Genomic DNA, 25252 nt, shown 5'->3' with positions numbered 1-25252 from the left:
CGGGAGGACGACATGCTGCTCTGCATCGACATCGGTAACACCAACACGGTGCTGGCCACCTTCTCTGGCGACAAGCTGGTCCACTCGTGGCGGATCAAGACCGACGCCCGGTCCACCGCCGATGAGCTGGGTCTGATGTTCCGTGGGCTGCTCGCCAGGGACGCGGTGGAGATCACCGGGGTGGCGGCCTGCTCGACGGTGCCGGCGGCGCTGCGGTCGCTACGGTCGATGCTCGCCCGCTACTACGGCGACATCCCGAGCGTCATCGTGGAGCCGGGGGTGAAGACCGGCGTGCAGTTGGCGATCGACAACCCCAAGGAGGTCGGCTCCGACCGGGTGGTCAACACTCTCGCCGCGCACACCCTGTACGGCGGTCCGTCGATCGTCGTGGACTTCGGCACCACCACGAACTTCGACGTGATCAGCGCCCGGGGGGAGTTCCTCGGCGGTGCGTTCGCGCCGGGTATCGAGATCTCGTTCGACGCGTTGGCGGCCCGGGCCGCGCAGCTGCGCAAGGTCGAGCCGACCCGGCCCCGGGCGGTGATCGGCAAGAACACGGTGGAGTGCCTGCAGTCGGGCATGTACTTCGGTTTCGCCGGTCAGGTGGATCGCATCGTGGAGCGGATGTCGGAAGAGTTGGGGCAGCTCAGCGCGGTCATTGCCACTGGTGGTCTGGCGCCGGTGGTGATCGGCGAGTGCCGGACCATCACCCACCACGAGCCCATGATCACCCTGATCGGCCTGCGGATGGTGTTCGAGCGCAACACCTGAGCCGCTGCGGCGCTTATCGACTGCCGGGTCCGCTCCGGCTTGAGTACGCTCGTGGCCGGACGGCCGCCCCGAGCTGCCCACCGTTTGTCCGTACCCCCTGTGTTTGAGGATGCCCACCGTGACCGAGCACGTGACCGTACCCGACGATTTCGCCGAGGATCTGCCCGAGCAGATGCGGGTGCGCCGGGAGAAGCGGGACCGGTTGCTGGCCCGGGGCGTCGCGCCGTACCCGGTGGGATATCCGCGGACGGCGACGCTGGCGCAGGTGCGCGAGCGCTTCGGCGACCTGCCGACCGACACCGCGACCGGCGAGCAGGCGGCGGTGACCGGCCGGGTGATCTTCGTACGGAACAGCGGCAAGCTCTGTTTCGCGACGCTGCGTGACGGCGACGGTACCGAGTTGCAGGTGATGCTCTCCCGGGACCGGGTCGGCGCCGAGCCGCTGGAGGACTGGAAGCGGCTGGTCGACCTGGGCGACCACGTCGGGGTCACCGGCGAGGTGATCACCAGTCGGCGGGGTGAGCTGTCGGTGCTGGCCGACTCCTGGCAGATCACCGCCAAGGCACTGCGCCCGCTGCCGGTGGCACACAAGCCGTTGAGCGAGGAGTCGCGGGTCCGGCAGCGGTACGTCGACCTGATCATGCGCCCGGAGGCGCGGCGGACCGTCGCCACCCGGGCGACGGCCATGCGTACGCTGCGTGACTCGTTCCACACCCGTGGGTACGTCGAGGTGGAGACGCCGATGCTGCAGTTGCTGCACGGCGGCGCGGCGGCCCGGCCGTTCGTCACGCACAGCAATGCCCTGGACGCCGATCTGTATCTGCGAATCGCCCCGGAGCTTTTCCTCAAGCGCTGCGTGATCGGCGGCATCGACCGGGTGTTCGAGATCAACCGGAACTTCCGCAATGAAGGGATCGACTCGTCCCACTCGCCGGAGTTCGCGATGCTGGAGACTTACGAAGCGTACGGGGACTACGACAGCATGGCGCGGCTGACCCGGGAGTTGGTGCAGGAGTGCGCTGCCGCAGTCAGTGGGTCACATGTGGTGACGCACGCCGACGGGTCGGAGTTCGACCTGGGTGGTGAGTGGCGGACCGTCACACTGTACGGAGTGTTGTCAGAAGCTCTCGGTGAGGAAGTCACCGTGCGAACCGACCGTACGCAGTTGCTGCGTTACGCCGAGAAGTTCGACGTCAGCGTCGACCCGAAGTGGGGCCCGGGCAAGCTGGCGGAGGAACTCTTCGAAGAATTGGTCGTGCCGCATCTGCACCAGCCGACGTTCGTGCGGGACTACCCGGTGGAGACCAGCCCGCTGACCCGGGAGCACCGCAGCGAGCCCGGGCTGGCCGAGAAGTGGGACCTCTACGTGCGCGGGGTGGAGCTGGCCACGGCGTACAGCGAGCTGGTCGACCCGGTGGTGCAGCGCGAGCGGCTGGTGGCACAGGCCCGGCTGGCCGCCGGGGGGGACCCGGAGGCGATGCGCCTCGACGAGGACTTCCTGCGGGCCATGGAGTACGGAATGCCGCCGGCCGGGGGCATGGGAATGGGAATCGACCGGTTGCTCATGGCCCTGACCGGCCTGGGTATTCGCGAAACCATCCTCTTCCCGCTGGTCCGTCCGGAGTAGTTCCGGCAAGTTTTCTGGGGGAGTTTGCGCGTCCTATTGACGGCTGGCGCATCTTTCGGGCTATTGTGCTCTTGATTGCGGGAGAACGTGCTCGGAAGGACAACGGCCTGTGGCCAAGCAGATCATTCACAAGCTGGTCGACGATCTGGACGGCGGCGACGCCGACGAGACCGTCAAGTTCGCCCTCGACGGCGTCCAGTACGAGATCGACCTCTCGGAGAAGAACGCGGACAAATTGCGGCAGGTGTTCGCTCCGTACGTGGCTGCAGGCACCAAGATCGGCCGCGGTGGCGTGGTCGTGGGTGGTCGGGCCGCGCGGGGTCGGGGCGGTGCTGCTGCCGACCGTGAGCAGAACCGGGCGATCCGTGCCTGGGCGAAGAAGGAAGGCAAGGAGATCTCCGACCGCGGGCGCATCCCGCAGGAGATCGTGGACGAGTACCACGCCAAGGCCGGTCGCTGATCGTCCCAGGCGTACCGGTGCTGGCCGGCTCGGCCGGTCCAGTCAGGTGCAGTGACACGAGGTACGGATGGCGACATCCGTACCTCGTGTCGTTTTTGGGGGTTTCTGGGTTTTTGGGCGCTCACTGACTGCGACCCTGGACACACCGCCAGCACCGCAGGGCACCGAGTGCGCCGCAGGGCAGGGCAAGGCAGGGCACGCGGCCCGGCGGAGGTTGTCCACAGGCTGTGCACCAGTTGTCCACAGGCCTGTGGACAACTGGCTGGCCCGGCCCGGTACGGACGGCGCGGCCGACTGCGCCGACGCCGCGCCGAACCTGCGGATCGACCGGATTTCGCTCACCGCGTAGCGCCGGAGCCTCGGGGAACAGCCAACGAGGCTGCACAGTTGGGGTAAACGTTGCGGATCGCCCCTGCTCCGGCAAGACACGGCAGGAGCGGAGCCGGTCCACGGCGATAGAGTGATGGCACGAGCTTCCACCTGGAGGCTCGTGCGCTGGCCCGCCAAGACCATTGGCGCACGGCACGTGAGGAGCACGAGGGCATGTTCGAGCGGTTCACCGACCGAGCGCGGCGAGTTGTCGTCCTGGCTCAAGAAGAAGCCCGGATGCTCAACCACAACTACATCGGCACGGAGCACATCCTGCTCGGCCTCATCCACGAGGGTGAGGGCGTGGCGGCGAAGGCCCTGGAGAGCCTGGGCATCTCGCTGGAAGGTGTGCGTCAACAGGTCGAGGAGATCATCGGCCAGGGTCAGCAGGCACCGAGCGGACACATCCCGTTCACGCCGCGGGCCAAGAAGGTCCTGGAGTTGTCGCTGCGCGAGGCGCTGCAGCTCGGCCACAACTACATCGGCACGGAGCACATCCTGCTCGGCCTGATCCGCGAGGGCGAGGGCGTCGCCGCCCAGGTGCTGGTCAAGCTCGGCGCCGACCTCAACCGGGTGCGCCAGCAGGTCATCCAGCTGCTGTCGGGCTACCAGGGCAAGGAGCCGGCGGCCGCCGGCGCGGCGGCGGGCGAGGCGGCCCCGTCGACCAGCCTGGTGCTGGACCAGTTCGGCCGCAACCTGACCCAGGCGGCCCGGGAGGGCAAGCTCGACCCGGTCATCGGCCGGGAGAAGGAAATCGAGCGGGTCATGCAGGTGCTGTCCCGCCGCACCAAGAACAACCCGGTGCTGATCGGTGAGCCCGGCGTCGGCAAGACGGCCGTGGTGGAGGGCCTGTCCCAGAAGATCATCAAGGGCGAGGTGCCCGAGACGCTGAAGGACAAGCAGCTCTACACCCTCGACCTCGGCGCGCTGGTCGCTGGCTCCCGCTACCGCGGTGACTTCGAGGAGCGCCTGAAGAAGGTGCTCAAGGAGATCCGCACCCGGGGCGACATCATCCTGTTCATCGACGAGATCCACACCCTGGTCGGCGCGGGCGCGGCCGAGGGCGCGATCGACGCGGCGAGCATCCTCAAGCCGATGCTGGCCCGTGGTGAGCTGCAGACCATCGGTGCGACCACCCTCGACGAGTACCGCAAGCACCTGGAGAAGGACGCCGCGCTGGAGCGTCGGTTCCAGCCGATCCAGGTCGGCGAGCCGTCGCTGGCCCACACCATCGAGATCCTCAAGGGCCTGCGGGACCGGTACGAGGCGCACCACCGGGTGAGCATCACCGACGGTGCCCTGGTCGCCGCCGCCACCCTGGCCGACCGGTACATCTCCGACCGGTTCCTGCCGGACAAGGCGATCGACCTGATCGACGAGGCCGGTGCCCGGATGCGGATCCGCCGGATGACCGCGCCGCCGGACCTGCGTGACTTCGACGAGCGGATCGCCCAGGTGCGTCGCGACAAGGAGTCCGCGATCGACGCGCAGGACTTCGAGCGGGCCGCCCAGCTGCGCGACAAGGAGAAGCAGCTGCTCGGGCAGAAGGCACAGCGGGAGAAGGAGTGGAAGGCCGGCGACCTCGACGTCGTCAGCGAGGTCGACGACGAGCAGATCGCCGAGGTGCTGGGCAACTGGACCGGTATCCCGGTCTACAAGCTGACCGAGGAGGAGACCTCCCGGCTGCTGCGCATGGAGGACGAGCTGCACAAGCGGGTCGTCGGTCAGTCCGACGCGGTCAAGGCGGTCTCGAAGGCGATCCGGCGCACCCGGGCCGGCCTGAAGGACCCGAAGCGGCCGTCCGGCTCGTTCATCTTCGCCGGCCCGTCCGGCGTCGGTAAGACCGAGCTGTCCAAGGCGCTGGCCGAGTTCCTGTTCGGCAGCGAGGATGCCCTGATCCAGCTGGACATGTCCGAGTTCCACGACCGGTACACGGTGTCCCGGCTGGTCGGTGCCCCGCCCGGGTACGTCGGCTACGACGAGGGTGGCCAGCTGACCGAGAAGGTCCGGCGTCGGCCGTTCTCGGTGGTGCTCTTCGACGAGATCGAGAAGGCCCACCCGGACGTGTTCAACACGTTGCTGCAGATCCTGGAGGACGGTCGGCTCACCGACGGTCAGGGTCGGATCGTCGACTTCAAGAACACCGTGATCATCCTGACCACGAACCTGGGCACCCGGGACGTGGCCAAGGCGGTGTCGCTGGGCTTCCAGGCGTCGGAGGACAACGACTCCAACTACGACCGGATGAAGCAGAAGGTCAACGACGAGCTGAAGCAGCACTTCCGGCCGGAGTTCCTCAACCGGATCGACGACACCATCGTGTTCCACCAGCTGAACCGCACCGAGATCTTGTCGATCGTGGACATCATGATCGCCCGGATCGAGACCCAGCTGCGGAACAAGGACATGAGCATGGAGCTCACCGAAAACGCCAAGAAGTACCTGGCGAAGAAGGGCTTCGACCCGGTGCTGGGTGCCCGGCCGCTGCGCCGCACCATCCAGCGCGACATCGAGGACAACCTGTCGGAGCGGATCCTGTTCAACGAGCTCAAGGCGGGTCAGATCGTGGTCATCGACTGCGACGGCGACCCCGAGGACATCGACAAGTCCAAGTTGGTGTTCCGGGGCTCGGATCGGCCGGTCACCGTGCCGGACGCAGTGCCCGCCGACCTCGGCGGCACGGCCGCCGCCGGTGCCGACGAGTAGGTCTGTACAAGCACCACCTGTTCGTGAGGCGTCGCCGGGGCACCGGCGACGCCTCACGGCGTCACGGGGGTCCGGCCGCGCCTCACGGCGTCACGGGGGGTCCGTCCGCCCCGCACGGCGTCACGGGGGTCCGTCCGTCCCGCACGCGGTACGGGACGGGTCAGCCCTGGCCGGCCAGGGCGTACCCGGTCGGCGGTGCGTCGTCGTGGCCGACCGGCTCCACCAGGCCGTCCTCGATCAGGCTGGCCAACGCCCGGCGGCGCTGCAGATCGTCGGCCCAGACCGTGTCCAGCCGCTGCTGCGGCACCGGGCCGGTCGCCTCCCGCAGCACCGCCAGCAGCAGCCCACGTACCTGCCGGTCGGTGCCGGCGTACTGCTGCGGTCGCCGGCTCGGGCCGACCAGCGGCGGGCTGCCCGCCGCCCGCCAGGCACACCGTCGGGCCATCGGGCAGCCACCGCAACGGGGCGTACGGGCCACACAGACCACCGCACCCAGCTCCATGAACGCGGCGCTGGCCCGGGCGGCCCGGGCCGGCTCCACCGGCAGCAGGGCCGCCGTGGCCACCAGGTCCGCCGGTCGGGTGGCCGGACCGGCGTCGGCGGCGCCGTCGATCGCCCGGGCCACCAACCGTCGTACGTTCGTGTCGACCACCGGATGACGCTGCCCGTACGCGAACGCGGCGACCGCCCGCGCCGTGTACATGCCGACCCCGGGCAGCGCGAGCAGCTCGTCCAGGTCGGTCGGCACCGCGCCACCGTGCCGGGTGACCAGCTCGACGGCGCACTCGTGCAGCCGCAACGCCCGACGTGGATAGCCGAGCCGGTTCCACATCCGGATCGCCTCGGCGGGTGGGTCTGCCGCCAGCGCCGCCGGCTCCGGCCACCGGTCCAACCAGGCCCGCCAGGCCGGCAACACCCGGACCACCGGTGTCTGCTGCAGCATCACCTCGCTGACCAGGATCGCCCATGCGCCGATCCCCGGCTCACGCCACGGCAGGTCGCGGGCGTTGCGGTCGTACCATTCGATGGCGGCATCAGCGAAGCTCACGTCACGCATAGCGGGGACGATCCTGCCAGGCCGCGCGGACGCCCCGTCATCCGGTCGGGCAGACTGCTCAGGTGGAGTCGACCGGAAGTGAGGGCCCGACAGGCATGAACGAAATCGCGATCACCGTGATCGGCCGGGACCGGCCGGGGATCGTCGCGGACGTCGCCGAGGCGTTGGCGGGTCTCGGCGCGAACCTGACCGACTCCACGATGACCCGGCTGCGCGGTCACTTCGCGATGACCCTGGTCTGCACCGGTCCGGCCGGGTCCGACGTCGACGCGGCGCTGCGCGGGCTGACCGCCGACGACCAGCTGCTGGCCACCGTACGGCCGGTCCCGGCCGACAACCAGCTGCCGCCGGCCGGGGAGCCGTACCTGGTCAGTGTGCACGGAGCCGACCGGTTGGGCATCGTCGCCGCAGTGACGCGGGTGGTCGCCGAGGCGGGCGGCAACGTCACCGACCTGACCACCCGGCTGACCGGCCCGCTCTACGTACTGGTCGCCGAGGTCGAACTGCCGGTCGGTTCGGCGCCCGAGGTGGGCCGGCGGCTGGCGGAGACCGGGCGGGAGCTCGACGTCGAGGTGACCCTGCGACCGGTCGATTCGGACGTGCTGTGAGCACCGTCAGCCGTCCGCTCGCCGACTGGACCGAGGCGGCGCTGGGCGTACCGGGCCAGGTGCTCCCGGTGGTCACCGCGCCTGATCAGACGCTCAGCCGGCCCGGCGAGCCGGTCGATCCGTGCGCGGCCGAGGTGGTGCGGCTCGCCGCCGACCTGGTCGCCACCATGCGGGTGTCGCCGGGCTGTGTCGGCCTGGCCGCGCCGCAGGTCGGCGTCGGCGCACAGGTCTTCGCCGTCGACGTGACCGGACATCCGAAGACCGTCACCGGACACGGCACGTTCGTGCTGTGCAACGCACGGCTGGTCGAGGCGACCCGGTGGCGACCCGGCCGGGAGGGCTGCATGTCCGTTCCCGACCTCACTGGTGACGTCAAGCGGGCCAGCCGGGTGGTGGTCGAGGCGCAGCTGCCCGGCACGGGAGAGCCGGTCCGCCTGGTCACCGACGGGTTCGAGGCCCGTGCCCTGCAGCACGAGATCGACCACTGTGCCGGCCTGCTCTTTCTGGACCGGGTGGCCGGCGCGCACGCGGTCTTCGCGCGCAAGACATATCTCTGACGGACCCGCCCGGGGCGTCGGCGCGTCGCGTGCCGGCCGACCCGGACTTGCCGATACGGTGTGCCATCATGCGACTGACGGTTGGCCCGCTGCCATCCGCCATCTACTGGCGGCGTCGTGCCGTCGTGCTCGGCGCAGTGTTGATGCTGCTGTTCATCGTGGTCTACTCCTGCAACGGCTCCGACCGGTCCGGTGTGGGTGGCGGCCCGACGCCGACACCGACGCCGTCGGGCGAGATCCTCACCCCGACCACGGGCTCACCGCCGGCCGACGACGGCGGTGACGACGGGACCTCCGGTGGCGGCACCGGCGACGCCGGCGGTACCGGCGACGGCGGCACTGGCGACGGCGGGACTGGCGACGGCGGTGCGACCGGCGGTCAGCCGCCCGCCGCCGGCGGCGGTGACCCGGGTCTGCCGCAGGCGCCGGTCGGTCCGTCCGCCGGAGCCTGCACCGACGACGAGCTGCTGCTGACGGCATCCGCGTCCCCGGCGAGTGCCCAACGGGGCGTGACCCTGGCGCTGCGTCTGCGGGTGCAGAACGCCGGCAGCCGTACCTGCGACCGGGACGTGGGCGCCGACCCGCAGGAGCTCTACCTCAAGCGTGGTGCCGAGCTGATCTGGTCGTCGGACACCTGCGGCTCGGCGCGCGGCACCGACGTGCAGACGTTCGGCCCGGGGACGGCCCGCGACTACCAGGTCAGCTGGAACGGTCGGGCGGCCAGCACCTGCGCCAACGACGTCGCCGCCGGTGACCATCTCGCCGCCGGCGAGTACCAGCTGTTCGCCCGGCTGGGCAGCAAGGTGAGCGAGCCGTTCGTCGTGACCATCACCAACTGACCAGGACGGCTCAGACGTAGCGTTCCAGGATCGACGCCTCGGCCAGCCGGGACAATCCTTCCCGTACGCTGCGCGCCCGGGCGTCACCGACACCGTCGACGGCCTGCAGGTCCTCCACGGTGGCCCCGAGCAGCCGCTGCAGGCTGCCGAAGTGGTTGACCAGCCGGTCGACCACCGCCACCGGCAGCCGGGGCACCTTGGCCAGCAGCCGGAACCCACGCGGGCTGACCGCCGCGTCCAGTGCCTCGGTGGAGCCGGCGTACCCGATCGCCTTGGCCACCGCGACCAGGTCGATCAGCTCGGTCGCGGTCAGCAGGTCCAGCTCGACCAGGGCCTCGTCCAGGGTGCGGGGCTTGCGCCCGGTCGGCAGGTAGTCGCGGATCACCAGGGTCCGGTCGGCGTCGACGCCGGCCATCAGCTCGTCGAGCTGCAGGGCGAGCAGTCGCCCGTCGGTGCCGAGCTCGACGACGTACCCGGCGATCTCGTCGGCGATCCGGCGGACCATCTCCAGCCGCTGCACCACGGCGACCGCGTCCCGGACGGTCACCAGATCCTCGATCTCCAGGGCGGACAGGGTGCCGGAGACCTCGTCGAGGCGCAGCTTGTAGCGCTCCAGAGTGGCCAGCGCCTGGTTGGCCCGGGACAGGATCGCGGCGGAGTCGTCGAGCACGTGCCGTTGACCGTTGACGTAGAGGCTGATGATCCGCATCGACTGGCTGACCGAGATCACCGGGTAGCCGGTCTGCCGGGCGACCCGTTCGGCGGTGCGGTGCCGGGTGCCGGACTCCTCGGTGGGGATCGACGGATCCGGCATCAGGTGCACGGCGGCCCGGACGATCCGGGTGCCGTCGCTGGAGAGCACCACCGCGCCGTCCATCTTGCACAGCTCACGGACCCGGGTGGAGGAGAACTCGACGTCCAACGGGAAACCGCCGGTGCACAGCGACTCGACCTGTTTGTCGTAGCCGAGCACGATCAGTGCGCCGGTTCGTCCGCGCAGGATCCGTTCCAGCCCGTCGCGCAGCGCGGTACCCGGCGCCATCAGGGCCAGATTGGCCCGCAGCGGGTCGCCGGTGGCTGCCGGGGTGGTCAACGCGGACGTGCCGGCGCTGATCGGGCGGGCCGGGGAGCCGACGGCACCGACCCGGCCGGGCGTGCCAGCGCCGGCAGTCTTGTTCGCATCGCGGTCGATCGCCACGGCACCAGTCTACGGACCGGCATGCGGTGGGTGCTGCCGTGGTTACTGTTGCCCCGGTGACGCCGGTGGTCAGTCGGCGGAGGCACGGGCTGCGGCCTGCAGCGCGGCGCGTACGTCGCCGACCTCGGTGACGTGCATGTTCGCCGGTAGCGGGTCACTGCCGGCGGCGGCTGAACCGGGTGGCACCAGGGCGTACCGGAAGCCGAGCCGGGCCGCTTCGGCCAGCCGGCGGGCGACCGCGCCGACCCGGCGGACCTCGCCGGTCAGCCCGACCTCGCCGATCGCCACCAGCTGCGGGGAGATGGCCAGGTTGACCCCGCCGGACGCGACCGCCAACGCCACCGCCAGGTCGGCGGCGGGTTCGACCACCCGGATGCCGCCGACGGTCGCCGCGAAGACCTCCCGGTCGTGCAGGGTGAGCCGTTCGGTACGCCGTTGCAGCACCGCCAGCACCATGGCCAGTCGGGCACCGTCGAGCCCGGAGACGGTCCGCCGGGGCGAGCCGGCGACGGTGGCGCCGATCAGCGCCTGCACCTCGGTGACCAACGCCCGGCGGCCCTCCATCGCCACGGTCGCGCAGGTGCCCGGCACCGGTTCGCTGTAGCGGGTGAGGAACAGCCCGGACGGGTCGGCCAGGCTGCTGATGCCGCCTTCGTGCATCTCGAAGCAGCCGACCTCGTCGGCGGCGCCGAACCGGTTCTTCATGCCGCGCACCATCCGCAGCGACGAGTGCTTGTCGCCTTCGAAGTGCAGCACCACGTCGACCAGGTGCTCGAGCACCCGGGGGCCGGCGACCTGGCCGTCCTTGGTGACGTGGCCGACCAGCACGGTGGCGATGTTGCGTTCCTTGGCGGCGGCGACCAGGGCGGCGGTGACGGCCCGGACCTGGGTGACCCCGCCGGGGATGCCGTCGGAGCCGGGCATCGAGATGGTCTGCACCGAGTCGAGCACCAGCAGCCCCGGCTTGACCGCGTCGAGGTGACCGAGGACCACCCCGAGGTCGCTCTCGGCGGCCAGGTAGAGCTTGTCGTGCAGGGCGCCGATCCGTTCCGCCCGCAACCGGACCTGGCTGGTCGACTCCTCGCCGCTGACCACCAGCGACGGGCTGCCGGCACCGGCGGCCCACTGCTGGGCGACGTCCAGCAGCAGGGTGGACTTGCCGACCCCGGGCTCGCCGGCGAGCAGCACCACCGCGCCGGGCACCAGCCCGCCGCCGAGGACCCGGTCGAGTTCGCTGACGCCGGTCGGGCGGGCCTTGGCCGGCGCGGCGCTGATGGTGGCGATCGGCCGGGCCGGTTCGGTGGGCATCCGGGTGCTGACCACTCGGCCGGAGACCACCGGGCCGCTGACGACCGACTCGATCACCGACCCCCACTCGCCGCACTCCGGGCAGCGGCCGACCCACTTGGGCGGCTGGTGTCCGCAGGCGTCGCATTCGTACGCGGGACGGGGCTCACGGGCCGCGCGGGCCCGTGGCGCGGCACCACCACGGGTGGTACCGGCGGCGCTGCCGCCGGCACCCCGGGGGATCGACCGCGAGCTCAGTGCTCTTCCTCGTCGTGCTCGGCCGGGGCGCGCGGCACCGGGGTGAGCGGCATGTCGACCGGGGCCGGCACGACCAGCGGTTCGTTGCCGTTGTCGAACTCGAAGACCAGGTTGACGGAGCGGCCGGCGGTCAGCGTGTCGGTCAGGCCGGTCACCCGCAGCGGCTCGGTGTCGTCGGTGCTGAACAGGGCCCAGCCGTTGGCCGGCAACGAGATCCGGGCGTCCCGGCCGGGGTCGCCGGTCGGCTGGCCGGTCGGCTCCGCGCCCTCGGTGGCCTGCGGCGACGGCTCGGCGTCGGATCCGCCGATCACCACCGACGCGGCACCGATGACCGTCTCCCGGTCGCTGTCGCCCGGCCCGGCGACGCTGACCGTCACGGTGACCGGGTCGTTGGTGTTGTTGAAGATCGCGACCTCGACGGGGGCGCTGCTGCCGGCCGGGTAGCCCTCGACCCCCGGGTAGGGCACGGACAGGTCGCGTAGCGACACCGCACCGTCGGGTGAGTCGACGTTGACTCCGTTGATCGACGTCGACTTGATCGCGGTCTCGGCGATCTGGCCGGTGCCACAGCCGCTGAGCAACAGGGCGCTCGCCGCGGCCGCGCCGGTGAACAGCACCGTGACTCGGCGGTATCCCCTGGTCGAGGGCGTCACGTCGGTCCTCCTCGTTACGATCCGCGCCGCGCCGGCGCCGGGCGCGGGGCGACACCCCGCGCAGACCGGCTCCAGGGTAGTTGGCGTTGATCGGCCGTCCGCCACGGACCCGACAATCACCTGACCTGGCACCCGGCGCGGGTGGCGTACCCGCTCAGGCCACCGGGCCGCTGGCGACCAGCAGGACCACGTCGATCACGGCGACCAGCATGACGGCCCGGAAGACGGCGTTCGGCCGGGTGCCGTCGGTGGCGGCACGGCGGGCCACGTACCACCCGGTGGCGAGGATGAGGACGGTGCCGGCGACCGCCGCGAGCCCGGCCCACGACGGCGGCCCGGGCGGGCCGGCGACCAGGGTGACGGTGGCGGCGGCGAGCAGCCCGGCGGCGGCCAGCCCGGACCCGGTGGCCCCGAGGCGGTGCGGCAGGCCGTGCACCCCGGTGCGGGCGTCGTCGGCCAGGTCCGGCAGCACGTTGGCGAAGTGCGCGCCGGCACCGAGCAGTGCGCCGGCGGCGACCAGCCAGGCCGGCGGGGCCGGCGCGCCGGGCAGCGCCAGGACGACGAAGGCCGGCAGCGCCCCGAACGACACCGCGTACGGCAGGACCGAGACGACGGTGAACTTCAACGGCCAGTTGTACGCCAGGGCGCTGAGCAGCGCACCGGTGATGCACGCCGCGGCCGGTACGCCGGTCGGCGCGGCCAGCAGCGGGGTGGCCGCCGCCGCGACCAGCCCGGCGGCACCGACCGTGCGGCGGCTGACCGCCCCGGCCGGTACGGGTTTGTCGGCCCGCCCCACCTGCCGGTCCCGGTCGGCGTCGAGCCAGTCGTTGGTCCAGCCGACGGCGAGCTGGGTGGCCGCGATGGTGAGTGCGACCAGGATGATCCCGACCGGACGGTGCCCGACGCCCCAGGCCAGCAGCGCCGCGACGGCGGTGACCGCGACCGCCGGTTCGGGATGGCTGGCCTTGATCAATGCGGACACGCGGCGTGACATAGCCGTCAAGTGTGGCCGTTACCAGCTGGTCGTGTCACGCTCACTCAATGTCCGGGCTGCCCGCGAACGACGTCCGCCAGTACGACGTACTGGCCGACGAGTGGTGGCGACCGGCGGGTGCGTTCGAGATGCTGCACTGGATCGCGCAGGCGCGGGCCGAGCTGGTCCCGCCGGCCACCCGCGACGGCGCGGTGCTGGTCGACGTCGGCTGCGGGGCCGGTCTGCTCGCCCCGCACCTGCGCGGCAAGGGTTACCGGCACGTCGGTGTGGACCTGACCGCCTCCGCGCTCGGGCAGGCGGCCGCGCACGGGGTGACCCCGGTGCGCGGTGACGCGCTGGCGTTGCCGCTGGCGGACGCGGTGGCCGACGTGGTCTCCGCCGGTGAGCTGCTGGAGCACGTGCCGGACCTGGCGGGAGCCGTCGCCGAGGTGTGCCGGGTGCTGCGCCCGGGTGGGCTGCTGGTGCTGGACACCCTGAACGCGACGCTGCGCTGCCGGCTGGTCGCGGTGGAGCTGGGGGAGCGGCTGCCGATGGTGCCGCGCGGCATCCACGATCCGGCGCTGTTCGTCGACCCGCGGCGGCTGACGGCGGAGTGTGCCCGGCACGGCGTACGGCTGTTCGTGCGGGGGCTGCGGCCGACCGGCCCGGCGCTGGCCGACTGGCTGCTGCGGGCGGCGCTGCCGCGCACCGCACGCGCCGGCAGCGCACGGACCGGGACCGCGCTCACCGGCACCGAAGCCGCGCGCCCCCTGTTGTGGCCGGTACGGCGCCGGATGGTGCCGGTCCGGTCCACCGCACTGCTGTACCAGGGCAGGGGGCTGAAGTCAGGCTGATCGACCGGCGGAAGGGGAAGCAATGGTGGGCGACGCATTGGCGGCGGCGCGGCGGTTGGTGCCGAGGTTCGCCGCGCGGGCGGGTGAGCACGACCGGGCCGGGAGTTTCCCGGTGGCGGACTTCGCCGACCTGCGCCGGGAGGGCCTGTTCGGGCTGCTGGTCCCGGAGCGCCTGGGCGGCCTGGGTGCCGGGTTCGCCGACTACGCCGAGGTGGCGTACGAGCTGGCCCGGGGCAACGGGGCGACGGCGCTGGTGTTCAACATGCACGTGTCGGTGACCGGGGCGCTGAGCGCGGTCGACGACAACCTGGCCGAGGCGCTCGGGCTGCCGGCCGAGGCGCTGGCCGCCCGGGACCAGCTGCTCGCGGCGGCCGCCGCCGGCACGTGGTACGCGGTGGCGATGAGCGAACGGGGTGCCGGGTCCCGGCTGTCCCAACTGTCGACGGTGTACCACCCGGTGCCCGGCGGCGGGTTCCAGATCAAGGGTGCCAAGGCGTTCTGCTCCGGGGCCGGGCACGCCGGCGGGTACCTGGTGGCGGCCCGGCACGGCGACGATCCGGCGACGGTGTCGCAGTTCCTGGTGCCGGCGGACACCCCGGGGCTGCGGGTGGAGCAGACCTGGGATTCGCTGGGGATGCGGGCGACCTGCTCGCACGATCTGCACCTGGACGTCACCGTGCCGGCGTCCGCCCTGCTCGGCGGGGTCGAAGGGTTGGCGCTGGTGGTGGCCCAGTTGATGCCACACTGGATGGTCGCCAGCTACGCGGCGGTGTACGCCGGGGTGGCCCGGGCGGCGGTGGACGCGGCGGTGGCGCACCTGACCGACCGGGGCCTGACCGGGCTGCCGGCGGTGCGGGCCCGGATCGGTCGGGCCGACGCGGCTGCGGCGTCGGCGTGGCTGACCGTACGGGAGGCGGCCCGCCTGGTCGACGCCGCGCCGGGGGATCCGCGGACCAACCAGTGGGTGTGGCGGGCCAAGCTGGTGGCTGGTGCCACGGCGGCCGAGGTGGCGTCGTCGATGGTGGAGGCGGCCGGCACCGGGGCGACCCGCCGGGGTCATCCGGTGGAGCGGTTGTTCCGTGACGCCCGCTGCGGCGCCCTGCATCCGCCGACGGCGGACGTCTGCGCGGACTGGCTGGGGGTGGCCGCCCTCGGCGGGGACCCGGACCGCGACGGATCGGCGCCCCGGTGGTGACCGCCTCGGTGGAGCCGGCGGCGGTGGGCGCGACGACACACCGGTCGGCGGCGGTGGTCGGGCTGGGGCTGGCGTTGCCGCCGTCGGCGACCCAGGACGAGCTGTGGCGGGACTTCTTCGCCGCCCGCTACACCGGTGCCGCGAAGGCGCTGGCCGCGCGGATCTTCGCCAATTCGGGGGTACGGACCCGGCAGGCGGCGGTGAGTCCGCTGCTGGAGGACGTCGCGGACTGGCCGACGGAGCGCCGGATGCGCCGCTACCAGGTCGAGGCGTTGCCGCTGGGCAAGGAGGCGGTGACGCAGGCGTTGACCGGGTCGGGGGTGTCCGCCGGCGACATCGGCCTGTTCGTGGTCTGTTCCTGCACCGGGTACGCCACGCCGGGCCTGGACATCCTGCTGGCCCGGGATCTCGGGATGTCACCGGCGACCCAGCGGCTGTTCGTCGGGCACATGGGCTGCTATGCGGCGCTGCCGGGGCTGGGCGCGGCGGCGGACTTCGTCACCGCGCGGGGTCGGCCGGCGGTGCTGTTGTGCGCCGAGTTGACCAGCCTGCACATTCAGCCGCCGGGCCGCCGTACCGACACGCAGCAGATCGTGGCGCACGCCCTGTTCTCGGACGCGGCGGCGGCGGTGGTGCTGGCGCCGACCGGGCCGGGGCCGACCGGCGCGGGCGGCGGCCCGCCCGGTCCGCGCCGGTCCGGCGACGTCGTACGGTCCGTCGACGACGCCCCACGGTCGGGCAACTACGTCGTACGGGAGATCGTGGCCGCGACGGACACCGCGACGGCCGACCACATGACCTGGGAGGTGACCGATCTCGGGTTCCGGATGGGTCTGTCACCCCGGGTGCCGCAGGTGTTGTCGCTGCACGTCCGGGCGCTGGTGGCCGACCTGCTGGCCCGGCACGGTCTGTCGGTGGCCCAGGTCGACGGCTGGGCGGTGCATCCGGGTGGCCCCCGCATCCTGAGCGTGGTGCAGCGGGAGCTGGTGTTGCCGGACGAGGCGTTGGCGGCGTCCCGGGAGACCCTGGCGGAGTACGGCAACTGTTCGTCGCCGACCGTACTGCTGATCCTGGACCGGCTGCGACGGGCGCCGCGGCCGCCGCGTCGGGTGGTGATGCTGGCGTTCGGTCCGGGGCTGACGCTCTACGCCGGGCTGCTCACCGCTGACTGACCAGCCCGGCCAGGTCGGCGCGGTACGTCTCGGCGGTGCGGGCTGCCGGCACGAGCCGGACCACGTCGCCGCCGCGCGCCACGAGCAGGACGGTGGCGGTGTCGGCGACCGGGGTGACGTCGACGAAGCCGCGGATCTCGCCGGTCGGGTCGACGAGCCGGTGCACGGCCGGGTCGGCGGCGGGCGGCGGATCAGCGCCGTCGGTGCCGGCCGTCGCGGCGCTGCCGTCGGTGCCGGCCGCCGGGTCGGTGCCGTCGGTGACGGCGACGACCGACACCCCGGCCGGGGCGGCGGCCCGGGCGGCGGCGACCTGGTCCGCGCACTCGCAGCTGTCGACCAGCAGGATCACCGCTGGCAGCAGGGCATGCAGGGCGACCGTGCGGCCGCCGGGGTCGATCAGGTCGAGTGCGGGCAGCGGCCCGGCGGGCAGGACGGCCGAACCCGCCGCCGCCGACGGTGCCGCCGACGGGTCGGCCGACTGGCCCGGCGACGGTGGCGGCCGGTCGGTCCAAGCCACGATGAACAGGCTCACCATGGCGGCGAGCACGGCGACCAGCATGATGGTCAGCGGCAGGCGCAGCGCGGCGATCTCGTGCGGGCGGTGCCCGACCTGGTCGGAACGCAGCCCCAGCCGGCGGTGCCAGCGGTCACGGCGGCGGGTGCGGCGCAGCTCCCGGCGGACGAGCTCGGCCTCGGCGGCGAGCGCGGCGGGATCGTCGGGCACGACGATCGGGCCCCAGTCGGCAGGGATCTGCGGCAGGTCGTCGGGCGCTCCCGCGCCGTCAGACCACCCATCGCCGTTGCCTGTCCTGCCCACAGCACCCCCAGCCCGCTCGCCCGTGAGGTCGATCGGGGTCCACCTATCAGGGTCCCGCACCGGACCTGGTTACGCCAGAGCCAGGTCAAAGATGAGGGTGACGGATAGGATGAGGGTGTCGAAACGCGCCTCGTCAGGCCGCCCGGCGGGTTAGCTGCCTGCTGACCGTCTGGTTACTCACAGTGGCCGAAGCGTGTCGGCGGCTGCGTGTCAAGCCGGAGAAAGACCTCTCACAGCCCCTCTGACCTGCGCTTACGGCTATGAGTACGACGGGACATCGGTGCCTGAGCGTGTTACCCTAGACACAGCGAAAGGGGCTTCGAACCTATGGTTTTCAGTGTCGGCGAGACCGTTGTTTACCCCCACCACGGGGCCGCACTCATCGAGGCAATCGAGACTCGTGTCATCAAGGGCGAGGAGAAGCAGTACCTCGTCCTCAGGGTTGCGCAGGGTGACCTGACGGTGCGAGTCCCCGCCGAGAACGCCGAGATCGTCGGTGTGCGTGAAGTGGTTGGCGAAGAAGGCCTGGGCAAGGTCTTCGACGTGCTTCGCGCGCCACACACCGAGGAGCCGACCAACTGGTCGCGGCGGTACAAGGCAAACCTCGAGAAGTTGGCGTCCGGAAACCCGCTCAAGGTCGCCGAGGTCGTTCGTGACCTCTGGCGTCGGGAGCGGGAGCGGGGGCTGTCCGCAGGCGAGAAGCGCATGCTCGCCAAGGCCCGGGACATCCTGGTCGGCGAGGTCGCGCTTGCGGAAAAGAGCACCAAGGACGAGGCGGAGAACCTCCTCGACAAGGTGCTCACCGACGCGTAAGGCAGCTCTCCACCCATAGATCGTCTGTTGCTCCGAAAACGAGGACCGCGACGTGACCGCGCATCTCCAGCAGCGCGGTGACGTCGCGGTCCTCGTTCCGGCGGCCGGTGCCGGGGTACGCCTCGGGCCCGGCGCGCCGAAGGCGCTGCGCCTGCTCGGCGGCGTACCGCTGCTGGTGCACGCGGTCCACCGGCTCGCCGACGCCGCCTCGGTCGCGGTGATCGTGGTCGCCGCCCCGCCGGCCGACGTCGACGCCGTGCGCGACCTGCTCACCCCGGCCGCCGCCGGGCTCCCGCTGATCGTCGTACCGGGCGGGGCGCACCGGCAGACGTCGGTGGCCGCCGCGCTGGCCGCCGTACCGGCCGGCCCGCAGATCGTCCTGGTCCACGACGCGGCCCGCGCCCTCACCCCACCCGACCTGGTCGACTCGGTCGCCGCCGCGGTCCGGGCCGGTGCCCCGGCCGTCGTCCCGGTGCTGCCGGTCGTCGACACGATCAAGTCGGTGGACGCCGACGAGACCGTCCTGGCCACCGTCGACCGGTCGACGCTGCGGGCCGTGCAGACCCCGCAGGGGTTCCGCCGGGACGTGCTGGCCGCCGCGCACGCCGACGCAGCCGACCCGCACACCGACGACGCCGGGCTGGTCGAGAAGCTCGGCGTACCGGTGGTCTGCGTGCCCGGCTCGGAGCGGGCGTTGAAGATCACCCGCCCGTTCGACCTGGTGATCGCCGAGCACCTGCTCGCCACCGAACCCGCGCCCCGTACCCTTCCGTCATGATCGTCCTTACGGACCGAGCCGGCATGATCGTTCTTCGGCCTGAGCCGGCATGATCGTTCCCCGGGTCGGGGTCGGCACCGACGTGCACGCCTTCGCCGCCGACCGCCCCTGCTGGGTCGCCGGCCTGCACTGGCCGGGCGAGACCGGGCTGGCCGGGCACTCCGACGGCGACGTCGCCGCGCACGCCGCCTGCGACGCGCTCTTCTCCGCCGCCGGCCTCGGTGACCTGGGCGCCAACTTCGGCGTCGACCAGCCGCAGTGGGCCGGAGCCGCCGGGGTCGACCTGCTCGCCGAGGCGGCCCGCCGGGTGGTCGCCGCCGGGTTCGTCATCGGCAACGTATCAATCCAGGTGATCGGCGTACGGCCGAAGATCGGCCCCCGCCGGGCCGAGGCGCAGCAGGCGCTCAGCGCCGCCGCCGGTGCCCCGGTCACCGTCTCCGGCACCACCACCGACGGGCTCGGACTGACCGGCCGGGGTGAGGGTCTCGCCGGTCTGGCGGTCGCGCTCGTCTATCCGCTCGCGCCGCCCGGATAGGCTCGACAGGTGTCGAGCGAGTCTGCCCCCGAGCCGCCCACCGACGTCCACGGCTATCTGCAACGGGCCGGGCTGCTGGCCGACCTCGGCCGCTACGACGAAGCCGCCGCCGAGATCGGGTTCGCGACGGCGCTCGACCCGGACAGCGTCGCCGCCCGGATCATGCTGGCCCGGGTGCAGCTGGCCGCCGACCGCCCGGAGCAGGCCCTCGCCGCGGCCGACGGGTCGACCACCGGCGACGTGCCGAGTCCGTGGTCGGCGGCCGCCGCCGACCACCCGCCGGCCGATGCCGCCGCCGGGCTCGACGTCGCGGACCGGATCGCCCTGCAGGTGGTACGCGGTCTGGCGCTGATCGACCTGCGCCGGTTCGCCGATGCTGCCCGGGTCGCCACCGACCTGTTGGCCACGTACCCGGACGACGCGTACGCCCAGCGCAGCGGCGCGGCGATCCTGGCCGGCTCACGCAACGGCCAGCCGGCGCTGAACGCGGCCTGGCGCGGGGTGGAGCTTGCCCCGCAGGACGCTCAGGCGCATCTGGTGCTCGGTCTGGTCGGTGCCCGGCTGGAGCTGTTCGACCTGGCGCACCGGGCGTACGGCGAGGCGCTGCGGCTGGACCCGCTGATCGGTGAGGCGCAACACGACGTCGGGGTGATCGGCCTGGAGCAGCGCCGGTACGCCGCCGAGCTGGCGATCCTCGCCGAGCAGGCGACCATGATGGCCCCGCCGCCGCCACCGCCGGATCCGAGGCAGCAGCAGCCGCGTACGGTCGACGAGGAGCTGCGCCGGCTGGTGCTGATCGGTGCCGGCTACAGCATGGTCGCGGCGGTGACCGTGGCCTGTCTGGCGGGCAGCACCGCGTCGCGCGGCTGGGCGATGTTCTCGGCGGTCGGCGGGGTGGTGCTGGTCTGGCTGCTGGCCCGGCGGGTGCCGGGGCGGATCAGCGAGGTGCTGTCGCAGCTGCTGGACCGCCGCCTGGCGACGGCCGTGTACGCGGTGGGTGCCGCCCCGGTGCTGATCTTCTGCTACGCGGCGATCGCCTCGCCGTGGCTGCTGGTGTCGGCGATCGGTGCCGCCGCGTTCGCCCAGTTCATGGTGCTGCGCTCGGCCACCGGCCGGCCGCCGGACCAGCCGTAGGGCCGGCTGCCGGACCAGCTGTAGGGCCGGCCGCCGGACCAGCCGTAGTCGCCCTCAGCGGGCGTTGCCCGCCCAGGTCCAGGCGTACCCGCTGTCCTCGACCGTCAGGGCGGCGTCGCACAGGTCCAGCGGTCGGAAGGTGTCGACCATCACGGCGAGTTCGTCGAAGTGCTCGGCACCGAGTGAGCGTTCGACGGCCCCGGGTTGCGGCCCGTGGGTGCAGCCGGCCGGGTGCAGCGAGATGGAGCCCTGTTCGATGCCGGAGCCGCGCCGCGCCTCGTAGTTGCCGCCGGTGTAGAACAGCATCTCGTCGGAGTCGACGTTGTGGTGGTTGTACGGCACCGGGATGGCCTGCGGGTGGTAGTCGACCTTGCGGGGCACGAACGAGCAGATCACGAAGTTCGGGCCGGCGAAGGTCTGGTGCACCGGTGGCGGCTGGTGCAGCCGGCCGGTGATCGGCTCGAAGTCGTGGATGCTCAACGCCCACGGGTAGAGGTGGCCGTCCCAGCCGACCACGTCGAACGGGTGGTGGGCGTACACGTGCCGGGTCCAGCCCTGCCGGTGCCGCACGTACACCTCGACGTCGGTGCCGTCGATCAGCAGCGGCTGGCCGGGTCCACGGATGTCCCGCTCACAGTACGGCGAGTGTTCCAGGAACTGGCCGCGCTGCGACAGGTACCGCTTGGGTGCTCCGATGTGGCCGGTCGCCTCGATGGTGAGCAGTCGCAGCGGTACGTCGTCGACGGGCACGATCCGGTGCACCACCGAGGTCGGGATGACCACGTAGTCGCCGGAGGTGACGCCGAGCACCCCGAAGCTGGTCTCCACCCGGGCGGCGCCGGACTCGACGTACAGGCATTCGTCGCCGGTCGCGTTGCGGTACAGCGGGGACGGCTGGTCGGCGACGACGTAGCTGATCCGTACGTCGTCGTTGGCGAGCAGCGGCGCTCGGCCGAGGACGGCGTCGGTGTGTCCGGAGTCGAGCTTGTGGGTACGCAGGTGCCGTGGCGTGAGCGGGTGGTTCGGCAGCCGTCGGGTCGGTGGTGGTGCGTAGGTCTCGGCGGCGACGATCGCGGTGGGCAGGTGCCGGTGGTAGAGCAGGGACGAGTCGGCGGAGAAGCCTTCCTGCCCCATCAGCTCCTCGGCGTACAGGCTGCCGTCGGGTTGGCGGAACTGGGTGTGGCGCTTGCGGGGGATCTCGCCAACGCTGCGGTAGTAGGGCATCATTACCCTCCGTATCTCCCCGTTGACCGGCCGGTAGCGTCCGATAATCGGACGCTGTTGTCCGTTAATCGTAGAATCCACTAGGTTCAGAGGCGTGTCAATGCAGGTACCCAGGATCTTCGCCGGCCTCGTCGACGACGCGGCGGTCTTTCCGCCCGGCAGCGCCGACCTGCCCGACGCGATCACCGCGCACCGTGACCACCGCACCGCCTGGTACGCCGACCTGGTCGGCCCGTTCCTGCTGCCCGCCTCCGGGATCGACGCGGCCCGGCGGCTGCTCGGCAGCCTGCTCGGCCCCGGCGAGGAGCTGGAGATCGGCCTGATCGGCGACACCGGCCTCGCCGTCCTGCCCGCCGCCGTCGACGCACTGCCCGCCGACCGGCTGCGGCTGCGCCAGGTCGAGGTCGCCGTTGCCAAACGCGGCGAGGACCCGCAACCCGGCCTCCGGACGCTGCTGACGGCCCTCGCCGGCTGGCCCAAGATCAGTGGGTACGCGGAGGTGCCGCTGACCTGGGGGCTGCTCGCCGCCCTGGACACCCTCGCCGAGGCGCGGGCCGGCGGCGTCGACGTGGCCGCGAAGTTCCGCACCGGCGGGCTGGCCGCCGAGCTGTTCCCCACCCCGGTCGAGCTGGCCGCCGTGATCTGCGCCTGCCGGGACCGGGCGTTGCCGTTCAAACTGACCGCCGGGCTGCACCACGCCATCCGGGACACCGACCCGGAGACCGGCTTCACCCACCACGGCTTCCTCAACGTCCTCGCCGCCACGATCACCGCCGCCGAGGGCGCCGAGGTGGCCGAGGTCGCCGAACTGCTCGCCACCACCGACGCGGCCCGGCTGATCGAACCGGCCCGTACGCGCCGGAGCGCCGACCGGCCGCTGTGGGTAGGTTTCGGGTCCTGCAGCATCACCGACCCGCTGACCGACCTGGTCCGGCTGGGGCTGATCAACGGAGGATTCGCGTGACGACCTGCTGGGTGCCCGGTGCCGACGGTTCACCGTACGGGGTGCAGACCCTGCCGTACGGTGCCTTCCGCCATAGCGGCGGGGCCGGCTCGCCGGGTGAGCCCGGCGGCAGCTCGCGTGCCGGCGGGCAGCGGCTCGGCGTACGGATCGCCGATTTCGTGCTCGACCTGCGCGGCGCGGAGGATGCCGACCTGATCCTCGCCGGCGGCGCCCTGTGTCAGCCGACCCTCGACGACTTCCTGGCCCTCGGCCGGGCACAGTGGACCACCGTCCGGCGGCGGATCGTCGAGCTGCTCACCGAGTCGGAGCACCGGGCGGCGGTCGAGCCGCTGCTGGTCCCGCTGGCGCAGGTCGACCTGGTCATGCCGTTCACCGTCGGCGACTACGTCGACTTCTACTCCTCCGAGCAGCACGCCAGCAACGTCGGGCAGATCTTCCGCCCCGGCCAGCCGCTGCTCACCCCGAACTGGCGGCACCTGCCGATCGGCTACCACGGCCGGGCCGGCACGGTCGTCGTCTCCGGTACGCCGATCGTGCGCCCCTGCGGGCAGCGGCGCAGCTCCGCCGGCCCGGTCTTCGGCCCGTCGGGTCGGCTCGACATCGAAGCCGAGGTGGGTTTCGTCGTCGGGGTGCCGACCCGGCTCGGCGACCGGGTGCCGACGGGCCGGTTCGCCGACCACGTCTTCGGCGTCACCCTGGTCAACGACTGGTCGGCCCGGGACATCCAGGCCTGGGAGTACCAGCCGCTGGGTCCGTTCCTCGGCAAGTCGTTCGCCACCTCGGTCAGCCCGTGGATCGTGCCGCTGGAGGCCCTCGACCATGCCTGGGTGCCTGCCCCCGAGCAGGACCCGCCGGTGCTGGACTATCTCGTTGAGTCGGCGCGCCTCGGTCTGGATCTCTCGATCGTCGTCGAGTGGAACGGCACCAAGGTCAGCGAGCCGCCGTTCGCCGGCATGTACTGGACCCCGGCGCAGCAGTTGGCCCACCTGACCGTCAACGGCGCTTCGCTGCGCACCGGCGACCTCTACGCCTCCGGCACCGTCTCCGGGGCCCGGCGTGACCAGGTCGGCTCGTTCCTGGAGCTGACCTGGGGCGGCACCGAGCCGATCAAGCTGGACGACGGCTCCGAGCGCACCTTCCTCGAAGACGGTGACACGGTGACGATCTCGGCCACCGCCCCCGGCCCGGCCGGCGCAACCATCGGCCTGGGCGAGGTCACCGGCACCGTCCTGCCCGCCTCCTGACCAGTCGGCGTGGTAGCCGGGCAGGTAGATCGTTTAGTAGACGATATGTAGACCAGTGGGTAGACTACCTCCATGGCGACAACGACGATCAGGGTCAGCGCTGCCACCCGCGACCGGCTGATGCGGACCCGCGCACAGGAGTTCGGAGACGCGTCGATCGACGATGTCATCACGCGGCTCCTCGACGAACATGCCGACCACGCGTTGAAGGCGAGAATGCGGGCGGACGCGGAGCACGCGCGCGGCAACGCCGACGACCTCGCGGAGGTTCGCCGGGTCCAGGCAGAGTTGGACGAGCTCAGTGCGTGGTGACGTCTACCGGCTCCGCGCTCCCCGTGACGCGATCGGTCACGAACAACAAGGCCGCCGGTACGCCGTGGTGGTGCAGTCCGACGAGCTGCACCTGTCGACGACGGTGGTTGCTCCGACCTCCACGTCGGCACACCCGTATGTGTTCCGTCCTGAGGTGACTGTGCGTGGTGAGTCGACCCGGCTCATGCTGGACCAACTGCGTGCCGTCGACACCGAGAAAGCCATTGGCGAGCGTGTCGGACGACTGAGCCCCGCCGAGATGGTGGAGGTCAATCGGCTGCTACGAGCCGTACTCGACATTCTCTGACCGGACGAACCCCCCACCCCCCCATGATCGCGACGATCTTGCGCTTATCGAGAAGATTTGTCCACTTTGTCGCACGATAACCGCAAGATCGTGGCGATCATGGGGAGGGGTGTGCTGAGTCGTCGTCGTCGCGGGCCGGTGGGGTGAGGCCGGCGTACTGCAGGACGGCCCGGATCTGGCGGGCGGCGGCCTGGTCGCGCCGGTCCAGCACCGCGAGCGCCTCCAGGAACAGATCGCAGTACGTACGCCCGCAGTGTCGACAGCCGCCCATCCGGTCCGGCATGTGCCGCTGCGCCATCCGCTTGGCGAGCTGCGCCACCGTCACCGGGTTGTCGGGTGGCGCCGGGGCAACGCCTCGCGCGCCGACCAGGTGGAAGCGGGGGTCGGCGTCGACATCGGTGTCACCCGGCACCCGTTTCGGCAGTGGCGGCCGGTCGGGAGCGGGTCGTTCGTTGATCAGCTTCGCCGGTAGCGGCGGCCTGGTGAATCGGTCCGGCTTGTCATTACGGTACGGCATGATCCCTCGCATTGGCGTGTTGT

At 72.0% G+C, this 25252-nt stretch carries 26 protein-coding genes; 18 read left to right on the top strand and 8 right to left on the bottom strand.

Annotation, left to right across the window (positions count from 1 at the left end):
• The first annotated feature begins 12 nt into the window (after positions 1-12).
• From ACN28F_RS13495 to ACN28F_RS13480, 4 genes are all read left to right on the top strand, one after another.
• On the top strand, positions 13-771 hold the full coding sequence (locus tag ACN28F_RS13495) for a type III pantothenate kinase (protein WP_421358029.1): 759 nt from the start codon (positions 13-15) through the stop codon (positions 769-771).
• 109 nt (positions 772-880) lie between these two features.
• Positions 881-2398, top strand: a complete 1518-nt coding sequence (gene lysS, locus ACN28F_RS13490; RefSeq protein WP_421361388.1) for a lysine--tRNA ligase — start codon at positions 881-883, stop codon at positions 2396-2398.
• Between the two features lie 109 nt (positions 2399-2507).
• Entirely contained in the window at positions 2508-2858 is a 351-nt protein-coding gene (locus ACN28F_RS13485; protein WP_123603817.1) for a histone-like nucleoid-structuring protein Lsr2, read from the top strand.
• Between the two features lie 543 nt (positions 2859-3401).
• Positions 3402-5933, top strand: coding sequence for an ATP-dependent Clp protease ATP-binding subunit (locus tag ACN28F_RS13480; RefSeq protein ID WP_289208299.1), 2532 nt, complete (start codon positions 3402-3404; stop codon positions 5931-5933).
• A 160-nt stretch (positions 5934-6093) separates the two neighbouring features.
• Here the strand turns inward: ACN28F_RS13480 and ACN28F_RS13475 are convergent, their stop codons facing one another.
• Positions 6094-6990, bottom strand: a complete 897-nt coding sequence (locus ACN28F_RS13475; RefSeq protein WP_282225158.1) for an A/G-specific adenine glycosylase — start codon at positions 6988-6990, stop codon at positions 6094-6096.
• A 95-nt stretch (positions 6991-7085) separates the two neighbouring features.
• Between ACN28F_RS13475 and ACN28F_RS13470 the strand changes: the two genes are divergently transcribed.
• The 3 genes from ACN28F_RS13470 (at position 7086) to ACN28F_RS13460 (ending at position 8994) form a co-directional block, all read left to right on the top strand.
• Complete coding sequence (locus ACN28F_RS13470) at positions 7086-7598, top strand: glycine cleavage system protein R (RefSeq protein ID WP_289208298.1); 513 nt, start codon at positions 7086-7088, stop codon at positions 7596-7598.
• Entirely contained in the window at positions 7595-8155 is a 561-nt protein-coding gene (locus ACN28F_RS13465) for a peptide deformylase (RefSeq protein WP_289208297.1), read from the top strand. The genes ACN28F_RS13470 and ACN28F_RS13465 overlap by 4 nt, the downstream gene beginning before the upstream one ends.
• 68 nt (positions 8156-8223) lie before the next feature.
• The gene (locus tag ACN28F_RS13460) at positions 8224-8994 is read left to right on the top strand and encodes a hypothetical protein (protein WP_421358026.1); all 771 of its coding nucleotides are present in this window, start codon (positions 8224-8226) and stop codon (positions 8992-8994) included.
• Positions 8995-9004: 10 nt separating this feature from the next.
• Here ACN28F_RS13460 and disA read toward each other — a convergent pair whose 3' ends face one another.
• The 4 genes from disA to ACN28F_RS13440 form a co-directional block, all read right to left on the bottom strand.
• A complete protein-coding gene (gene disA, locus ACN28F_RS13455; RefSeq protein ID WP_282225162.1) occupies positions 9005-10192 on the bottom strand; it encodes a DNA integrity scanning diadenylate cyclase DisA in 1188 nt (395 codons plus the stop codon).
• A 69-nt stretch (positions 10193-10261) separates the two neighbouring features.
• Positions 10262-11722 carry a DNA repair protein RadA gene (gene radA, locus ACN28F_RS13450; RefSeq protein WP_289210736.1) on the bottom strand — a complete coding sequence of 487 codons (1461 nt, stop codon included), beginning with the start codon at positions 11720-11722 and terminating at the stop codon, positions 10262-10264.
• 11 nt (positions 11723-11733) lie between these two features.
• Positions 11734-12390: a hypothetical protein gene (locus ACN28F_RS13445; RefSeq protein WP_289211153.1), complete on the bottom strand. Its 657-nt coding sequence runs from the start codon at positions 12388-12390 to the stop codon at positions 11734-11736.
• 154 nt (positions 12391-12544) lie between these two features.
• Entirely contained in the window at positions 12545-13384 is an 840-nt protein-coding gene (locus ACN28F_RS13440; RefSeq protein WP_421358024.1) for a UbiA family prenyltransferase, read from the bottom strand.
• A gap of 47 nt (positions 13385-13431) precedes the next feature.
• Here ACN28F_RS13440 and ACN28F_RS13435 point away from each other — a divergent pair, with 47 nt between their 5' ends.
• Genes ACN28F_RS13435 through ACN28F_RS13425 form a run of 3 tightly spaced genes read left to right on the top strand, consistent with a single transcriptional unit; the run spans position 13432 to position 16584 of the window.
• Entirely contained in the window at positions 13432-14217 is a 786-nt protein-coding gene (locus tag ACN28F_RS13435) for a methyltransferase domain-containing protein (RefSeq protein WP_289208294.1), read from the top strand.
• A gap of 22 nt (positions 14218-14239) precedes the next feature.
• A complete protein-coding gene (locus tag ACN28F_RS13430; RefSeq protein WP_421358022.1) occupies positions 14240-15412 on the top strand; it encodes an acyl-CoA dehydrogenase family protein in 1173 nt (390 codons plus the stop codon).
• A complete protein-coding gene (locus ACN28F_RS13425) occupies positions 15406-16584 on the top strand; it encodes a type III polyketide synthase (protein ID WP_289208293.1) in 1179 nt (392 codons plus the stop codon). Before ACN28F_RS13430 ends, ACN28F_RS13425 begins: the two co-directional genes overlap by 7 nt.
• Here the strand turns inward: ACN28F_RS13425 and ACN28F_RS13420 are convergent.
• Positions 16571-17308: a hypothetical protein gene (locus ACN28F_RS13420; RefSeq protein WP_289208292.1), complete on the bottom strand. Its 738-nt coding sequence runs from the start codon at positions 17306-17308 to the stop codon at positions 16571-16573. The two genes, ACN28F_RS13425 and ACN28F_RS13420, sit on opposite strands and share 14 nt — an antisense overlap.
• Positions 17309-17728: 420 nt before the next feature.
• Between ACN28F_RS13420 and ACN28F_RS13415 the strand changes: the two genes are divergently transcribed.
• The 4 genes from ACN28F_RS13415 to ACN28F_RS13400 are packed head-to-tail and all read left to right on the top strand — an operon-like array spanning position 17729 to position 20661.
• Positions 17729-18214 carry a CarD family transcriptional regulator gene (locus ACN28F_RS13415; RefSeq protein ID WP_282225167.1) on the top strand — a complete coding sequence of 162 codons (486 nt, stop codon included), beginning with the start codon at positions 17729-17731 and terminating at the stop codon, positions 18212-18214.
• A 52-nt stretch (positions 18215-18266) separates the two neighbouring features.
• Positions 18267-18992 carry a 2-C-methyl-D-erythritol 4-phosphate cytidylyltransferase gene (ispD, locus tag ACN28F_RS13410; RefSeq protein ID WP_421358019.1) on the top strand — a complete coding sequence of 242 codons (726 nt, stop codon included), beginning with the start codon at positions 18267-18269 and terminating at the stop codon, positions 18990-18992.
• Positions 18993-19041: 49 nt separating this feature from the next.
• Complete coding sequence (gene ispF / locus ACN28F_RS13405) at positions 19042-19527, top strand: 2-C-methyl-D-erythritol 2,4-cyclodiphosphate synthase (RefSeq protein ID WP_289208290.1); 486 nt, start codon at positions 19042-19044, stop codon at positions 19525-19527.
• Positions 19528-19536: 9 nt separating this feature from the next.
• On the top strand, positions 19537-20661 hold the full coding sequence (locus tag ACN28F_RS13400; protein WP_421358016.1) for a tetratricopeptide repeat protein: 1125 nt from the start codon (positions 19537-19539) through the stop codon (positions 20659-20661).
• A gap of 54 nt (positions 20662-20715) precedes the next feature.
• Here ACN28F_RS13400 and ACN28F_RS13395 read toward each other — a convergent pair whose 3' ends face one another.
• The gene (locus ACN28F_RS13395) at positions 20716-21885 is read right to left on the bottom strand and encodes a homogentisate 1,2-dioxygenase (RefSeq protein WP_289208288.1); all 1170 of its coding nucleotides are present in this window, start codon (positions 21883-21885) and stop codon (positions 20716-20718) included.
• Between the two features lie 94 nt (positions 21886-21979).
• On the opposite strand from ACN28F_RS13395, the gene ACN28F_RS13390 reads away from it, so the two are divergent.
• The 4 genes from ACN28F_RS13390 to ACN28F_RS13375 all read left to right on the top strand — a co-directional run bounded on the left by ACN28F_RS13390 (position 21980) and on the right by ACN28F_RS13375 (position 24712).
• On the top strand, positions 21980-22849 hold the full coding sequence (locus ACN28F_RS13390; RefSeq protein WP_289208287.1) for a hypothetical protein: 870 nt from the start codon (positions 21980-21982) through the stop codon (positions 22847-22849).
• Positions 22846-24093 carry a fumarylacetoacetase gene (fahA, locus tag ACN28F_RS13385; protein WP_421358014.1) on the top strand — a complete coding sequence of 416 codons (1248 nt, stop codon included), beginning with the start codon at positions 22846-22848 and terminating at the stop codon, positions 24091-24093. Before ACN28F_RS13390 ends, fahA begins: the two co-directional genes overlap by 4 nt.
• Before the next feature lie 72 nt (positions 24094-24165).
• On the top strand, positions 24166-24405 hold the full coding sequence (locus ACN28F_RS13380; RefSeq protein WP_421358012.1) for a hypothetical protein: 240 nt from the start codon (positions 24166-24168) through the stop codon (positions 24403-24405).
• The gene (locus tag ACN28F_RS13375) at positions 24395-24712 is read left to right on the top strand and encodes a type II toxin-antitoxin system PemK/MazF family toxin (RefSeq protein WP_282225174.1); all 318 of its coding nucleotides are present in this window, start codon (positions 24395-24397) and stop codon (positions 24710-24712) included. The genes ACN28F_RS13380 and ACN28F_RS13375 overlap by 11 nt, the downstream gene beginning before the upstream one ends.
• Before the next feature lie 97 nt (positions 24713-24809).
• Here the strand turns inward: ACN28F_RS13375 and ACN28F_RS13370 are convergent, their stop codons facing one another.
• The gene (locus ACN28F_RS13370; RefSeq protein ID WP_289208284.1) at positions 24810-25229 is read right to left on the bottom strand and encodes a hypothetical protein; all 420 of its coding nucleotides are present in this window, start codon (positions 25227-25229) and stop codon (positions 24810-24812) included.
• Positions 25230-25252: the final 23 nt, after the last annotated feature.

The sequence above is a fragment of the Solwaraspora sp. WMMA2101 genome (genome assembly GCF_049179175.1).
In the GTDB taxonomy this organism is placed as follows: domain Bacteria; phylum Actinomycetota; class Actinomycetes; order Mycobacteriales; family Micromonosporaceae; genus Micromonospora_E.
Note: the sequence above shows the minus strand (reverse complement) of the source record. Positions and strands in the feature narration are given on the sequence as shown.